This window comes from Sphingomonas sp. 2378, assembly GCF_038084995.1.
Classification (GTDB): domain Bacteria; phylum Pseudomonadota; class Alphaproteobacteria; order Sphingomonadales; family Sphingomonadaceae; genus Sphingomonas.
This window is the reverse complement of the sequence record NZ_JAXCMJ010000033.1, coordinates 1-15,853: the sequence shown is the minus strand read 5'-3', so window position 1 is coordinate 15,853 and position 15,853 is coordinate 1. Positions and strand designations below refer to the sequence as shown.

Genomic DNA, 15,853 nt, shown 5'->3' with positions numbered 1-15,853 from the left:
CTATGCCGCCTTTATCGACGGCTATAATTAGAACTGCCATTCTAGTAAGGCGATTTGGACGACGAGACAAGCGCTAAGCGCGGGGCGCGCGCGCCTTGGGATTGGTGGACAGATAGGCGGCCAGCATGTCGGCCAGATCGGTCTTCAGCTCCGACCAGTCGCCTTCGCCCGCTGCATCGATCGACGAACCGAAACCCAGATAGCGCGCGATCGCGGCATAGAGGATGCGGAATCCCGCATCGGCGGCGTGTTCTGGATCGGCATGAGGGATCGAGTCGCGGTTGGTGAGCAGCGCGGCGATCACCGCTTCGCTCGTCCGGGCATAGCTGCGCTTGCCGATGGCCGCGATCACCGGGTCCGCACTGGCGCGCAACATCAGCGGGCGCATCAGGTCGGCGTAGCGGCGCAGCACCTCGGCCACCGACTCCACCAGATCATGCACCATATCGATCAGATCGCCACCTCGTGCGTTCAATGCAGCGATAGCCGCCAGCATGTCCGCATCCACCCGCTCCAGGACGCGCAACTGCACGACATGGACGAGGTCGTCCTTGCTGTCGAAGCGGCAATAGATCGAACCGATCGACACTTTGCCGTGCTTGGCGACCTCGTTCAGCGTGAACTCGTCCGAACCACGCTGGGTCATCAACTCTTCGGCGGTGGCCAGCATCCGCTCGAAGCTCGCCTTGCTGCGGCCCTGCTGCGGCGCGCGCGCCTTGGCCATGATCGTTTCGATATCCATCGACACCCCATTGACAGCCCCAGGGTGGCCGTCATATCAGAATTACAGTTCTAATTTCATTTTAGACGAACCGCAGCAAAGCGGCAACGCGCCACGCCATGCGTGCGTGATAAAAGGGAGAGGTTGGATGCGTTTCTCGGTATTCCTCAACGCACGGTCCATGGCGCCAGAGCAGGATCGCGCCTTGATCCATGGCCTGACCGGCCATGCGGAACGGGCCGCCGCGCTCGGTTTCGATGCGCTGTTCATGCCGGACCATCATTTCAACGGCTATATGCCGATCGCCAGCGACAGCTATATGTTCGCATCCTATCTCGCGGCGAAATTCCCGGACATGCACTTCGGCTTTTCGGTCACCTCGGTGCCGCTGCATCATCCGGTGCGCTTCGTCGAGCGGATCAACATCCTCGACCAGTTGACCGACGGCAAGCTGCTGGTCGGTGTCGGCTCGGGGACCACGCCTGAGGAGATGATCGGCTTCGGTGTCGATTACCGGGATGCGGGCGCCATCTCCGAAAAGAACCTCGCGCTGGCCGAACAGCTCTGGGCCAAGACGATGGACGATCCGGCGGTCGAGATCGACAACGGCCCGCACCAGGGGCGTGTGCTCCAGCGGATCGCGCCCGCCGCGTACACCAAGGGGCATGCCCGGCTGATGCCGGTGGCGATGAAGGAGTCGAGCGCCCGTCGCGCGGCTGAGAATGGCTGGCCCGCCTTCATCCCCGCCTTCACCCCGCCGCAGATCGGCGGCACCGAGCCGATGAAGCATGTCGCCAAATATTTCGGCGTCTACAAGACGATGCTGGAGCAGGCAGGGCACAGTGCCGAGACGATCGCGCGCGCGCTCGACTGGACGACCCACACCTATCAACTTGTCCATGTCGCCGACAGCGACGAGCAGGCGCGCGACGAGATGATGACGATCCTGCGCGCCTATCAGGACGCGATCGAGCGTGAGGCCGAATTCAACGCCCGCGCCGAGTCGAACGACGCCAACAGGAAGACCGACCGCACGCCCAATGCGCTGACCGAGGACTGGATCGGAACCTGGTGCCTTTATGGTTCGCCCGAAACGGTGATCGCGCACCTCAAGCCCTATCAGGAACTGGGTATCGGCAATATCCTGTGCGGCACGACCACGGGGCCGCTGACCGACGAGCGGCTGCGCCTGGGCGACCAGACGCTGCGGTTGCTGTCGGAAAAGGTCATGCCCGCGTTCAGGAGGGCCTGATCCGATGGCGCGGCATATCGTGGGGATCGGCGGCACCTTCCGACCCCGTTCGTCGAGCGAGATGTTGGTGCGTTCCGTGCTTGCCGAATGCGAGCGGATGGGGGCGAAGACCACCATGTTCGATGGTCCGGCGCTGGCGGCGCTGCCGCATTTCAACCCGGAGCGTCCCGAACGCACGGCGGAACAGGGGGCCTTCGTCGCGGCGCTGCGTGAGGCGGATGGCCTCGTCATCGGGACGCCCGGCTATCATGGCGGCGTTTCGGGCGTGGTGAAGAACGCCATCGATCTGCTGGAGGATCTGCGCGGGGACGAGCGGGTCTATTTCGACGGTATGCCGGTGGGGCTGATCGTCTCGGCGGCGGGATGGCAGGCGGGCGGCGTCACGCTGGCGGCGCTGCGCGGCATCGTCCATGCGATGCGCGGCTGGCCGACCCCGGCGGGGATCGCGATCAACTCGATTGCGCAGAAGCCTTTCGGCGGAGACGGCGCGATCGTCGATCGAGGCGTGGCGGCTCAGATCGAGACCCAGGCCCGGCAGATCATGGCCTTTCGTCTGGAACCGGTCGTATGACGGCCCTGACCATGGCCCAGCAGGCGAGCCTGACCGCCGGGGCGGCGATGTGGCGTTCGGTCGCGATCCCCGAGGCGGGTGTCCCGTCGCTGCACATGAGCGATGGCCCGATGGGGATCGCCAGCGGGCGGGTGGACGAACGCGACGTCGCGCGCCTGTCGCCCTGCGCGACGGCGCTCGGTGCCAGTTTCGACGTCGCCCTGATCGCACGGGTCGCGGCTTTGGTCGGCGGCGAGGCGATCCGCATGGGGGTCGATCTGGTCCTCGCCCCCAATGTCAACATGGCGCGCAGCCCGCTGGCCGGGAGGGCGTTCGAATATTTCTCCGAAGACCCGCTGCTGACCGGCCTAGCCGGAGCGGCGTGGACGCGGGGGCTTCAGTCGACCGGCGTCGGCGCCTGCGTCAAGCATCTGGTCTGCAACGACAGCGAGACGGATCGCGACCGGATGAACGCGGTGGTCGATGAGCGCGCGCTGCGCGAGGTCTATCTGCTGCCCTTCGAGCTCTGTGCGGGAGCGGGAGCGGGGGCGATGCTGACCGCCTATAACCGGGTCAATGGCGACTGGTGCGCCGAGCATGGCCATATCTCGACCATCGTGAAGCAGGAATGGGGCTTTGACGGTCCGTTCATCAGCGACTGGTTCGGGACGCATTCGACCGCAGGCAGCCTTAACGGCGGGCTCGACCTGGAGATGCCGGGGCCGGCGCGGTTCCTGGGTGCCAAGGCCGTCGCGGCGGTCGAGGCGGGCGACGTCGTGGCCGAGCGGCTGACCGACGCCGCCGAGCGCGTGGCGCGGGCCGCCCGTCGCTGGTCCGGCCCCAAATCGGCGCCCCGGGAGGATGCGGATGCCCTGCTGGTCGAGGCGGCGGCGGCGGGGATGGTGTTGCTCCGCAACGAGAATGATCTGTTGCCGATCACGCCGGGCAGGCATCGCCGGATCGCGGTGATCGGCCCGAATGCGGCGGCCCCCTGCTATCAGGGCGGCACCTTTGCCAAGATCGCGCTGTCGCCCGATGCGGTCCGTCCCCTGGAGGCCATCATGGCGCGTTATGCCGGGGTGGCGGAGATCGTCTACGAACCCGGCGTCGATCCCCAGCCGCGCCTGCCCGCTATGCCGGTACAGCCCGTCCGGGGCGAGGGGCAGGGCATGACGGTCGAATATTTCGCCGATGGCGACCTGTCCGGCCAGCCTGTCGGGCAGGAGGTGCGCAACACCAACTCGCTCGTCTGGTTCGTCGGCGTGCATGAACAGGGTGTCTTCGACCGTCCCGCGGCGATCCGTGCCAGCGGCTGGTTCACGGCCACCAAGGACGGCGCGCATCGTTTCTATGTGGGCGCCACCGGTGCGGTCACCCTGACGGTCGATGGGCAGCCCTTGATCGACCAGCCTGAGCGTATGGCGGCATCCGATGTGATGGGCTCGCTCAAGCGCGGCGATGCCGAGAGCGCTGAGATGAGGCTGGCGGCCGGGCAGCGTGTTCTGGTGGAGGTCGTCTTCCGCTATGACGGCGCGCGGGTCCATGGCCTGTGGTATGGCGTTCGTGGACCGGACAGCGCGGAGGCGATGCTGGCCCGCGCGGTCGAGGCGGCGGCGCATGCCGATGCGGTGATCCTGATGATCGGCGAAACATCGGACTCCAGCGTCGAGAGCAAGGATCGGCCCGACACGGCCATCGCGCCTGAGCAACGGACACTGATCGATGCGGTCTGCTCCGCCAATTCCAACACCGCGATCATCGCCAATATCGGCCATGCCTTCGACGCGACTTGGAGTGACAAGGCTGCGGCGCTGATCTCCGCCTGGTATCCGGGGGAGGGTTTCGGGCCTGCGCTTGCCGCCGTGCTGGCGGGCGACGCCGAGCCGGGTGGCCGGTTGCCGGTCACGCTGGCCAGATGCGAGGCCGACTATCCGGCGCTGTCGCTTCAGCCGGATGGGCAGGGTGATCTTCCCTATGAGGACGGCGTGCTGATCGGATACCGGGGGCTACAGGCGCGCGGTACGACACCGCTCTACGCTTTCGGGGCGGGGCGGGGCTACACCCGTTTCGAGTGGTTGAATGTCGACGCCGATGGTGGCGATGTCCTGGTCACACTGCGCAATGGCGGCGATCGTGTCGGCAGCGAGGTGGTGCAACTCTATCGGCATGTCCCCGAATTCGCACTGGTCGGCTTCGCCAAGGTCGTACTGGAGCCGGGAAGGACGAGGACCGTCAGGATAACGCCCGAACCACGTCTTTTCCGCATCTGGAACGGTCGCGATTGGGAAAAGCCGGGCCAGCGTGCCGGGCTGTCGGTCGGCCGTGCGAGCGACGATCTGCCCTTCACGACGGAGGTGACGATATGAAAGCCATGTTTCATGCGCTGGTCCTGACGACGCCATTTCTGGCACCGGCCGCGATCGCCGGATCGGGGAGCACGCTGACCGATCGCAACCGCGCGATCATGACGGATTTCGCCGATCGCTTTTATACCCGGCGCGACGTGGCCGGGGCGTTTCAGCGCTATGTCGTGGCGGACTATATCCAGCATAATCCCGGCCTTGCCGATGGCCGCGACGCCGCGGTCGCGGCGCTTGCCCCCAAATTCGCGACCCCCGGCGCGCGCTTCGACGTGAAGCGGATCATCGTCGACGGCGACATGGCTGTCATCCACCTGCATGGCCGCACCAACCCGGATACCCCCGGCGGCGCGGTCGCCGACATCTATCGGTTGAAGGACGACAAGATCGTCGAACATTGGGATGTGATCCAGCCGATGCCGACGACCGCGCGCAATCCGCATCCGATGTTCTGAACGCGCAAAATAATCTCGCCCGATCGCCGATCGGCGCTTGACTCGGACATTAAACAGAACAATCATTCTAGTTCTAAATGAGGGGCGGATACGCCTCCGACCATGGAGAGGGGATCGTATGACGAGGTTCCGCCGCGTCGCCATCACGGCGCTTACCACTACCACCGCCTTGTGGGTGGCCCATCCCGCATTCGCGCAGGTCGCGAATACGTCGGGTTCCGCAGCGCAGACGTCCGTCAATGGGAAGACGCGGGCAGCGGCCGATGATCTCGCTCAGTCCGAAGACATCATCGTCACCGCGACCAAAGTCGAAACCCGGTTGCAGGATACCCCGATCGCCATTCGCGCCATCGGTGGCGCGGATCTGACGAAAGCACAGGTCACCGATGTCAGCGGGCTTCAGCGCCTTGCGCCCGATCTGGGCATCACGCCCGACTCCGTCTTCACCAAGATCGCCATTCGCGGCGTGTCCAGCCAAGATATTTCGGAAAGCGCCGACCCTGCTCTGACCGTTTCGATCGATGGCGAATATATCAACCGCCCGGTCGGCCTGAACGCCAATTTCTTCGACCTGGAGCGGATCGAGGTGCTGCGCGGGCCGCAGGGCACATTGTTCGGCCGCAACTCGACGGCGGGTGCGCTGAACATCGTGGCGGCCAAGCCGGTGCTGGAGAGCTTCGAGGGCTCGGCGACGCTGGGCTATGGTAATTACAACGCGATCTATGCGACGGGCGCGGTCAACGTGCCGCTGGGCGACAAGGTCGCGATCCGCGTGGCGGGGCTGCACAATCAGCATGACGGCTATGTCGACAACGGTCCGGCGGGTCGGGGCGACGATGCCAATGTCGATGCGGTCCGCGGCAGCATCCTGTTCGCGCCGGGCGCGCTGGAGGTCTATCTCGCGGGCGAATATGTCGACATCGACCAGACCGGGCCGATGCAATATGGCCTGGCCGTCAACGGATCGACTCCCGGCGTGACCGAGTTGCCCGCGTCGGTGGCTCCGCCCACGGCCTATACCACGCTCGCCCAGCGTCAGGTTCCGTCCTTTGTCGACGTGCCTCAGGTGTTCGATCCCGCCAGCTTCCCGCTTGGCCGGATGGGGAGCTTCAAGAGCCAGCAATATGCGGTGCGCGGCCGCGTCTCCTATGATTTCGGCGGCGCGACGCTCAGCTATATCGGCGGTTATCGGCATGTCGATAACCAGGCGGTCATCCCGCAGAACGGCTTTCTGCCGGAACTGTTCACCTTCTACAACGACCGCTACGATACGCGCACGCAAAGCCATGAGGTCCGTCTGAACGGCGGAAGCCAGGGCCAGTTCGTCTGGCAGGTCGGTGGTTTCTATTTCCACGAGAACCAGATCATCGCGCGTGGCCTCTATCTACCCTTGGCGGGGGCCTTCGCCAACTTCTTCTATCGTCCTTACGTGACCTCGGAATCGAAGTCGGCCTTTGCCCAGGCGACCTATTGGATCGTGCCCGACACGCTGAGCCTCACCGGCGGCATCCGTTACACCGATGACAAGAAGGATGCCGAATATATCAATTACGGCTTCTACCGCTCGCCAACCATGGCGCGGCCGCCCGCCGACGGCAGCGGGGCAGGGGCGCTGATCCGCTATCCTACTTACAAGGAAGACAAGATCACCTGGACGGCGGGCGTCGAGTACAAGCCTGCGCGCGACAATCTTCTCTATGCCAAGGTCAGTACCGGGTTCAAAAGCGGCGGCTTCGATCTGGTCGGATCGTTCAACGCGGAAAATCTGACCGCCTATGAGATCGGCTCGAAGAACCGCTTCATGGGCAATAGCCTCGAATTCAATGCCAGCGCCTTCTATTATGACTATAAGGACCAGCAGGTTCAGGTCTATATCGACACAACTGTCGGCGCGCGCACCTTCAATGCCGGCAAGAGCCGGGTCTGGGGCATCGAAACCGATACCGCCGTCCGCCTGTCGCCCAACGACCGGGTCAGCCTGATCGTCAATTATATCGACGCGCGGCTTCAGCAGTTCGCGGGCATCCCGGCCCCGACGCTGGCCAATCCCCCGGCCAATGTCCCGCGCCTGACGCTCGACCTGGCGGGCAATGTCGCGCCGCAGGCGCCCAAATGGACGATCGGCATCAACTATACCAAGACGATCGAACTGGGTGACGGATACAAGCTGGTCGCCAATGGCTTCAGCCGGTTCAAGTCGCGCTATTTCCTCACCGCCTTCAACTACAGGGGCGACGAGGTGGATGCGTTCACCACCACCGATCTCAGCCTGGAACTGAACATGCCGAACAACCGGTTCAGCATCCAGGGCTATGTCCGCAATCTCGAGAACAACCGGGTGAAGACCTATGCCGGGTTCACCGGCGGCGGGATCAACATCTACAATTGGAATTTCGGCCAGCCGCGCACCTACGGCGTGCAGGGCTCGTTCCGCTTCTGACGACACCATCCCCGGCGGGGTGTGTCGCCACCGCCGGGGCATTACCCAGCCCCTGGAGCATGACATGGCAAGAGTGACCGAGATCCGTTACGTCGGCTATGGCGTCGCCGACCTCGATGCCGAACGCGCATTCTATCGCGACGACTGGAAACTGGTCGAAGCGGGGGAGCGGGATGGCCTGTACCATTTCGCGGCCGAGGGGCATGACGAAGCCTATGTCGTCCGTCTGCGACAGGACGATGCCAATCGCATCGACGTGATCGCGCTGGCCGCCGACACGCGCGCCGATGTCGATGCCTTGCACGCCAAGGTGGAGGAGGCCGGTTGCCGGATCATCTTCGCCCCCCGCGACTTGGCGACATTGGGGGGCGGCTATGGTTTCCGCTTCTTCTCGCCCGATGGGCTGCCGTTCGAGGTTTCGGCGGATGTCGAGCGCCGCACGCCGCGCGCGCTCAGTCGCTGGGAAGGCATTCCGCAGAAGATTAGCCATATCGTGCTGCATTCGCCCGATCACCGGGCGATGGCGGCGTTCTTCACCGATGTGCTGGGCTTTCGGGTGTCGGACTGGCTGGGCGACTTCATGTGTTTCCTGCGCTGCAACTCGGCGCATCATCGCCTTGCCATCCTTCCGGGGCCGCCTTGTCTCAACCATGTCGCCTATGACATGCTGACCGTGGACGACATGATGTCGGGTATCCGGCGGCTGAAGCAGGCGGGCACCGATATCCGCTGGGGGCCAGGCCGCCACACGGCCGGCAACAACACCTTCAGCTATTTCACGACGCCGAACGGTTTCGCGGTCGAATACACCTCGGAACTGGAGCATGTCGACTTCGAGACGCACGAGCATCAGGTGCATGTCCCCGGCCCCGGCACGATGGACCAATGGGGCATCGGCGTCGGCGGTCCGCAGACCATGCCGCATCCCAAGCCCGATGCCGGGTTGTTCCAGCCGGTTTCGGTGTAAGCCCGATGGCGCTGTACGAGCCCTTTCCCAACTATATCTGGAACCTGTCGGTCGCGATCGCGATGGAGTCGGGCGCGCAGCTCGGCGAGATCATCGACATGTGCCAGCCGATCAAGGAGGCGGCGGCGAGCGGCGCGGATGCCGGTACGCCGATGTTCATGAAGGCCTGGGCGGCGATGGGCGACAAGCTGATCGACCTCGCCGCCGAGGACGAGGCCAGGGGGCGCGCCTTTTCGGCCTCCAACAAGCTGGAGCGCGCCAGCCTCTACCTCATCACCGCCGAGCGGATGCAGGGGCATGGCCATCCGGGGCGTCGCGAAACCTATGCGCGCGCGCGCGAGGCGTTCGACCGTTCGACGTCCCTGGGGCGGCTGAACCGCGAGCGGGTGGAGATCCCGCTCGCGGCTGGCACCATGCCCGCTCTCTATACCCGCGCACCGGGCGAGGGGGCCAAGCCGGTGGTGGTGTTCTGCAACGGCCTCGATAGCTGCAAGGAACTGCTTTACTGGACGCGGCTACCGCACGAACTGGCCCGGCGTGGCATTTCGACGCTGTGCGTGGACCAGCCGGGATCGGGCGAGGCGCTGCGGCTCCATCATCTGCCGGTCGATCCGCACAGCGAAAGCTGGGCCAGCGCGGCGGTCGACTGGCTGGAGACGCAGCCGGACGTCGACCCGAGGCGGATCGGCATGACCGGCATCTCGCTGGGCGGCCACTTCGCGCCGCGCGCCGTCGCGTATGAGCCACGTTTCGCGAGCGGCGCGGTCTGGGGGGCGAACCATAATTGGCGCGAGGTGCAGGACAGGCGCATGGCGCGCGAGGGCGAGAATCCGGTCCCGCACTATTGGAAGCACGTCCACTGGGCTTTCGGCGCGAAGGATCAGGACGACTTCCTCGCCAGGTCCGAAGCGATGAACCTGAACGGCCATATGGACCGGATCACCGTCCCGTTCCTCGTCACCCACGGCGCGAACGATCGCCAGATCAGCGTGAAATATGCCGACGATCTGTACGACCAGCTCGTCAATTCGCCACGTCGCGAGAAGGTGATCTTCACCCCTCGCGAGGGCGGGGTCGAGCATGTCGGGGCGGACAACATGGCCTATGGCCGCGACCTGATCTCCGACTGGTTCGCCGAGACGTTGGGAGGACGCAACTCATGACGCGCCGTATCGTCGACCTGTCGATCGCGATCGACCCGGAGGTCATCACCGATCCGCCCTTCATGCGGCCGAGCATCGCCCGCCAGACCCACCACGAGACGGTGGCCGAGGCGGCGATGTTCTTCCCCGGCATCACGGCGGAGGCGATGGCGGGCGGCGAAGGGTTCGCGGCGTCGGAAATGCTGACGCTGAGCACGCATAACGGCACGCATCTCGACGCGCCGTGGCATTATCATCCGACCATGAACAGGGGGGAGCGGGCGATCACCATCGACGAGGTGCCGCTCCAATGGTGCCTGCAACCGGGCGTGAAGCTCGACTTTCGCCATCTGTCCGACGGGCATGTCGTGACGGCGGCCGAGGTCGAGGCCGAGCTGGTGCGGATCGGGCATGAACTGCGCCCGCTCGACATCGTGCTGGTCAACACCTCCGCAGGCGCGGCGCTGGGGCGGCCCGACTTTCTCGGGCGCGGTTGCGGCATGGGGTATGAGGCGACCCTGTACCTTACCGAGCGCGGCGTCCGCGTGACCGGCACCGATGCCTGGAGCTGGGACGCACCGTTTAGTCACACCGCCGCGCGGGTCGCCGAAACGGGCGATTATTCGCTGGTCTGGGAAGGCCATAAGGCGGGCCGCGAGATCGGCTATTGCCACATGGAGAAGCTGACCCGGCTGGAAGAGCTACCTGCGACCGGCTTCACCGTCTCCTGCCTGCCCGTCAAGGTGAAGGGTGGTTCGGCAGGCTGGTGCCGCGCGGTCGCGATCTTCGAGGAATAGGGACATGCGGCTCGCGACCCGTGAGGATGGCAGCCGGGACGGCATGCTGGTCGTCGTATCGCGCGACGGCATGCGCGCTCTGCCCGCCGGAGTGTCGATGCAGGCCGCGTTGGACGATTGGACTCGCCTGGAACCGATCTTGCGCGGGTTGGCCGGGCGGGTCAATGAGGAGGGTGAGGTCCTGGACGTCTCCGCGTTGCAGGCCCCCTTGCCGCGGGCATGGCAGTGGCTCGATGGCTCGGCCTTCCCGACTCATGGCGCGCTGATGCAGAAGGCGTTCAACCTGCCGCCGATCGAGACCGACAGGCCACTTATGTATCAGGGCTTGTCGCACCATTTTCTCTCGGCCACCGAGGACGTGCCCTTGCCCAGCGAGGCGGACGGCATCGACTTCGAGGGCGAGTTCGCGGTGGTGACGGGCGACGTGCCGATGGGCTGCACGGCGGACGAGGCGCTGGCACACATTCGTCTGGTCATGCTGCTCAACGACTGGTCGCTGCGCGCGATCGCGCCGATCGAAATGAAGACCGGATTCGGCTGGATACAGGCCAAGCCGGCCTGCTCGGTCGCGCCCTTTGCCGTGACACCCGACGCACTGGGATCCGCCTGGTCCGAGGGTCGTGTAGGACTGCCGCTGACCGTCGAGGTGAACGGGCGCTGGTTCGGCCATCCGGTCGGCGATCAGATGGCCTATGGCTTTCACGAACTGATCGCTCATGCCGCGCGGACCCGGAATCTGCCCGCGGGGACGATCATCGGGTCGGGCACGGTGTCGAACGCCGATCATGCGCGGGTCGGTTCGACCTGCCTGTCCGAGCGTCGCGCGATCGAGATGATCGAGGGCGGGGCGCCGCGCACCCCCTTCCTGTCCTTCGGAGACCGGGTGACGATGCGGGCGGGGCCGTTGTTCGGCACGCTCGACCAGCGCGTGGTCGCGGGATGACCGGCACCCGCGCCTTTCTCTTCAGTCCCGAGGAGATCATCGACGAGGCGCGCAACGGGCGGATGTTCATCTTGGTCGATGACGAGGACCGGGAGAATGAGGGTGATCTGGTCGTCCCCGCGCAGATGGCGACGCCCGATGCGATCAATTTCATGGCGCGGCACGGGCGCGGCCTGATCTGCCTGGCGATGGCGAGGCCTCGCATCGAGCAGTTGGGCCTCGACCTGATGACGCGGAGCAACGGCACGCGGCACGAAACCGCCTTTACCGTCTCGATCGAGGCGAAGCATGGGGTGACCACCGGCATCTCCGCCGCCGACCGCGCCCGCACCATCGCGGTGGCGATCGATGCGGCGCAGGGACCGGAGGCGATCGTCAGCCCCGGCCATGTCTTCCCGCTGGTCGCGCGCGACGGCGGCGTGCTGGTGCGCGCCGGGCATACCGAGGCCGCGGTCGACGTCGCGCGGCTGGCAGGGCTTAATCCTTCCGGCGTGATCCGCGAGATCATGGACGAGGATGGGACGATGGCGCGGCGTGACCGGCTGATCGCCTTCGCCCAACTCCATGGCCTGAAGATCGGCTCGATCCGCGACCTGATCGCCTATCGTCGTCGCCACGATCATCTGGTCGAAAAGCGCGCGGAGACCGAGTTCGACAGCGAATGGGGCGGCCGGTGGCGCGCCATGACCTTCTGGAACAAGGCAACGGGCAGCGAGCAGGTCGCGCTGGTCAAGGGGGCCGTCGATCCGGCGCGCCCGACCCTCGTGCGCATGCACGCCTTGTCGCCCTTCACCGATTTGTTCGGCGAGGCGAACGCGCGCAGCGGCCTGCTGCGCCGGTCGATGGAGGCGATCGGCCGGGAAGGGGCCGGGGTCGTCGTGGTCATCAACCGTCCGCGCCCCGATGGCTTGACGCTGGCGATCCATGCGCGGGCGGGCGTGACGGTGCCCGACATGGAGGAACTGCGCGATTACGGCGTCGGCGCGATGATCCTGAACGAACTGGGCGTCGGGGAGATGATCCTGCTGACCAACAGCCACCGCACGCTGGTCGGGTTGGAGGGGTACGGATTGCGGGTCGCGGGGGAGCGCGCGATCTGACCCCGCCCTTGGCTCAGGCGCTGCCCGACCGGCGATAGGCGCGGGGCGACATCCCGGCATGGCGGGTGAAGAAACGGGTGAAATAGGCCGGGTCGGCAAAGCCGATCGCAAAGCCGACCTCCGCTACCGACAGATTGGTATAGAGCAGCGCCCGCTTGGCATCGAGCATGGCGCGCTGGTCGAGCATCGCGGCAGGCGACTGGGCGGCGATCCGGGCGCAGGCGACGCGCAACCGGCTTTCGCTGGTGCCCAAGGCCTCGGCATGGATGGCGATCGGCTCGCGCAGGCGGAAACGTTCGTCGATGCGGGCGCGGAAGCGGGCGACCAGGCTCTGATGGTGTCCGGGCGCGGCGCGGATGCTCCCCCGCATTCCGCCCGACGCGCGCAGCGTCTCGACCAGCACGGCGAGCAATGCCGCATCCACCGCCGCGCCATGCCCCGGTGCCGACCAGCCGAGTTCGCGCATCAGCGTCGCGATGCCTGCACCGATCGTGCCGGTCGCCGCCTCGTCCGGGTAGACCACGCCCACCCGGTCGAAGACCGCCGCCAGGCCCGGATAGCGGCCTTCGAGCTGCGCGAGATGACGGACCGACAGGGTGACGACCGCGCCCGCCGACTCGTGAAGCCAGTCGAAACCATGGACGATCCCGGCAGGCACGATCAGCAGCGCGGGGGCGGTGACCGCGAGATTCTCCCCCTCCGCCCGCATCGTGCCGCCACCCTGTTCCAGCAGGAAGAGCTGGATCAGGTCGGCATGGGCATGGGGCAGGATCGTCCATTCATGCGGGCGCGAACGATCGTCGAGCCGCTCGGCATGGACGAAGCCGTCCTCCACCGCGCGATGCGGTTCGCCATAAAGGTAGAAGCTGGGGATTGCTGCCACGGCCATCGCCTATCGCTAATGCGGGGCAACCGGATCGTCCAATTTTTTGCGCGGCCCGTCCATCGTTTGCCAGCGCGGTTGGCGGCATGATCCGGGCATGAAGGCGAGCAACGCCGGCTTCGAGAGGATGACATGAGGCACCGGACACAGGTGGCGATAATCGGCGCGGGACCGGCGGGCATGTTCCTGGCGCACCTGCTCCACGCCGAAGGGATCGACGCCGTCGTCATAGAGCGCCGCGACCGCGATTATGTCGAGGGACGGGTGCGTGCGGGGGTGCTGGAACAGGGCACCGTCGCTTTGATGCGGCGGCTGAACGTGTCGGCCCGGCTGGAGCGGGAGGGGCTGGTCCACGGCGGCACCAATGTCGCGCTCGATGGGCAGGTGTTCCGGATCGACATGGCGGCGCTGACCGGCGGTTCGACCGTCACCGTCTATGGCCAGCAGGAGGTGATGCGCGACCTGTTCGACGCGGCCGGGGAGCGCGGGCTGTCGATCGTCTGGAATGCCGAGGATGTGACGCTATCCGGTCTGGACGGCGATCGGCCGACCGTGATGTGGCGGCGCGAGGGGCTGGAGCGGCAACTGGACTGCGATTTCGTGGTCGGTTGCGACGGCTATCACGGCGTCAGCCGGGCGGCGATCCCGGCGCATGTCCTGAAAGTCTTCGAGCGGGTCTATCCGTTCGGCTGGCTGGGCGTGCTGGCCGATGTGCCGCCCGCCGATCACGAACTGATCTACGCCAATCACGAACGCGGCTTCGCGCTCGCCTCGATGCGCTCGCCGACGCGCAGCCGTTATTATATCCAGTGTGCGCTGGACGAGGATCTGGCCGACTGGTCGGACGATCGCTTCTGGGACGAACTATGCCTGCGGTTGGGGGCGGAGACGGCGGCGAAGGTGACGCGCGGCGCATCGTTTGAGAAGACGATCGCGCCGCTGCGGTCGTTCGTGGCCGAACCGATGCGCTGGGGGCGGCTGTTCCTGGCGGGGGACGCAGCGCACATCGTCCCGCCCACGGGGGCCAAGGGCATGAACCTGGCCGTGTCCGACGTGACCATGCTGGGCGCGGCGCTGACCGAGCATTATCGCGAGCGATCGAGTGCCGGGATCGACCATTATTCGGCGCGCGCGCTGGCGCGCGTGTGGAAGGCGGAGCGCTTTTCCTGGTGGTTCACCTCGGTGACCCACCGTTTCCCGACCATGGACGGCTTCGATCGGCGCATCCAGATGGCCGAACTCGACTATCTGCGCGGATCGCCCGCCGCGCAACGCACGCTCGCCGAAAATTATGTGGGCCTGCCCCTGGAGATGGCATGAAAAGCAAGATTTATCCCTCCCCCGCCGCAGCGCTCGACGGGCTCTTGTTCGACGGGATGACGATCATGTCGGGCGGCTTCGGCCTGTCGGGCAATCCCGAGAGCCTGATCCCGGAGGTCCGCGCGAGCGGGGTGAAGGGGCTGACCGTCATCTCGAACAATGCGGGAGCGGACGGCTTCGGCCTGTGGATGCTGCTGGAGAGCCGGCAGGTTCGTAAGATGATCTCCAGCTATGTCGGCGAGAACAAGTTGTTCGAGCAACAATATCTGTCGGGCGAACTGGAACTGGAACTGAACCCCCAAGGCACGCTGGCCGAGCGCATCCGGGCGGGCGGCGCGGGCATCCCGGCCTTCTATACCAAGACCGGCGTCGGCACGGTGGTGGCCGAGGGCAAGCCAGTCGAGACGTTCGAGGGGCAGGACTATGTCCGCGAAACCTGGCTGCGCGCCGACCTGTCGATCATCAAGGCGTGGAAGGCCGATCCGGCGGGGAACCTGCTGTTCCGCAAGACGGCGCGCAACTTCAACCCGAACATGGCGACTGCGGGCAAGGTCACGGTGGTCGAGGTGGAGGAGATCGTCGCGGCGGGGGAGATCGACCCGGATTGCGTCCACACGCCCGGCATCTTCGTCGACCGGATCGTGCGCTCGACCATCAACGAGAAGCGGATCGAGAAGCTGACCACCCGCGTGCGGGAGGATGCGGCATGAACTGGACCCGCGACGAGATGGCGGCACGCGCCGCGCGCGAACTGCAGGACGGATATTATGTCAACCTCGGCATCGGCATCCCGACCCTTGTCGCCAACCACGTCCCCGCCGGGATCGACGTGACCTTGCAGTCCGAAAACGGCCTGCTCGGCATCGGGCCCTTCCCCCATGAGGGGGAGGCGGACCCCGACCTCATCAATGCGGGCAAGCAGA

The 15,853-nt window shown here is 65.9% G+C and carries 15 protein-coding genes; 13 read left to right on the top strand and 2 right to left on the bottom strand.

Annotated features, from left to right (window positions below):
- Nucleotides 1-73: 73 nt before the first annotated feature.
- A complete protein-coding gene (locus SM191_RS14505; RefSeq protein ID WP_341506826.1) occupies nt 74-742 on the bottom strand; it encodes a TetR/AcrR family transcriptional regulator in 669 nt (222 codons plus the stop codon).
- 127 nt (nt 743-869) lie between these two features.
- Here SM191_RS14505 and SM191_RS14500 point away from each other — a divergent pair, with 127 nt between their 5' ends.
- The 10 genes from SM191_RS14500 (at nt 870) to ribB (ending at nt 12,727) form a co-directional block, all read left to right on the top strand.
- Complete coding sequence (locus SM191_RS14500) at nt 870-1,973, top strand: LLM class flavin-dependent oxidoreductase (protein ID WP_307002009.1); 1,104 nt, start codon at nt 870-872, stop codon at nt 1,971-1,973.
- A 4-nt stretch (nt 1,974-1,977) separates the two neighbouring features.
- Nucleotides 1,978-2,544: an NADPH-dependent FMN reductase gene (locus tag SM191_RS14495; protein WP_341506825.1), complete on the top strand. Its 567-nt coding sequence runs from the start codon at nt 1,978-1,980 to the stop codon at nt 2,542-2,544.
- Nucleotides 2,541-4,889, top strand: coding sequence for a glycoside hydrolase family 3 protein (locus tag SM191_RS14490; protein ID WP_341506824.1), 2,349 nt, complete (start codon nt 2,541-2,543; stop codon nt 4,887-4,889). Before SM191_RS14495 ends, SM191_RS14490 begins: the two co-directional genes overlap by 4 nt.
- Nucleotides 4,886-5,338 (top strand): nuclear transport factor 2 family protein, encoded by a 453-nt coding sequence (locus SM191_RS14485; protein ID WP_341506823.1) that lies wholly within the window; start codon nt 4,886-4,888, stop codon nt 5,336-5,338. The genes SM191_RS14490 and SM191_RS14485 overlap by 4 nt, the downstream gene beginning before the upstream one ends.
- A 118-nt stretch (nt 5,339-5,456) precedes the next feature.
- A complete protein-coding gene (locus SM191_RS14480; RefSeq protein ID WP_341506822.1) occupies nt 5,457-7,778 on the top strand; it encodes a TonB-dependent receptor in 2,322 nt (773 codons plus the stop codon).
- 64 nt (nt 7,779-7,842) lie between these two features.
- Complete coding sequence (locus SM191_RS14475; RefSeq protein WP_341506821.1) at nt 7,843-8,745, top strand: VOC family protein; 903 nt, start codon at nt 7,843-7,845, stop codon at nt 8,743-8,745.
- 5 nt (nt 8,746-8,750) lie between these two features.
- Nucleotides 8,751-9,908 (top strand): alpha/beta hydrolase family protein, encoded by a 1,158-nt coding sequence (locus SM191_RS14470; protein WP_341506820.1) that lies wholly within the window; start codon nt 8,751-8,753, stop codon nt 9,906-9,908.
- Complete coding sequence (locus tag SM191_RS14465; RefSeq protein WP_341506819.1) at nt 9,905-10,684, top strand: cyclase family protein; 780 nt, start codon at nt 9,905-9,907, stop codon at nt 10,682-10,684. Before SM191_RS14470 ends, SM191_RS14465 begins: the two co-directional genes overlap by 4 nt.
- A 4-nt stretch (nt 10,685-10,688) precedes the next feature.
- The gene (locus SM191_RS14460) at nt 10,689-11,627 is read left to right on the top strand and encodes a fumarylacetoacetate hydrolase family protein (RefSeq protein WP_341506818.1); all 939 of its coding nucleotides are present in this window, start codon (nt 10,689-10,691) and stop codon (nt 11,625-11,627) included.
- Nucleotides 11,624-12,727: a 3,4-dihydroxy-2-butanone-4-phosphate synthase gene (ribB, locus tag SM191_RS14455; RefSeq protein ID WP_341506817.1), complete on the top strand. Its 1,104-nt coding sequence runs from the start codon at nt 11,624-11,626 to the stop codon at nt 12,725-12,727. Before SM191_RS14460 ends, ribB begins: the two co-directional genes overlap by 4 nt.
- Before the next feature lie 13 nt (nt 12,728-12,740).
- Here the strand turns inward: ribB and SM191_RS14450 are convergent, their stop codons facing one another.
- Nucleotides 12,741-13,616 carry a helix-turn-helix domain-containing protein gene (locus SM191_RS14450; protein WP_341506816.1) on the bottom strand — a complete coding sequence of 292 codons (876 nt, stop codon included), beginning with the start codon at nt 13,614-13,616 and terminating at the stop codon, nt 12,741-12,743.
- A gap of 126 nt (nt 13,617-13,742) precedes the next feature.
- On the opposite strand from SM191_RS14450, the gene pobA reads away from it, so the two are divergent.
- The 3 genes from pobA to SM191_RS14435 form a co-directional block, all read left to right on the top strand.
- Entirely contained in the window at nt 13,743-14,930 is a 1,188-nt protein-coding gene (gene pobA, locus SM191_RS14445) for a 4-hydroxybenzoate 3-monooxygenase (RefSeq protein ID WP_341506815.1), read from the top strand.
- A complete protein-coding gene (locus SM191_RS14440) occupies nt 14,927-15,640 on the top strand; it encodes a CoA transferase subunit A (RefSeq protein WP_341506814.1) in 714 nt (237 codons plus the stop codon). Before pobA ends, SM191_RS14440 begins: the two co-directional genes overlap by 4 nt.
- Nucleotides 15,637-15,853: CoA-transferase (locus tag SM191_RS14435; protein WP_341506813.1), on the top strand; the 217-nt coding region annotated here is incomplete at its 3' end. The genes SM191_RS14440 and SM191_RS14435, both read left to right, overlap by 4 nt.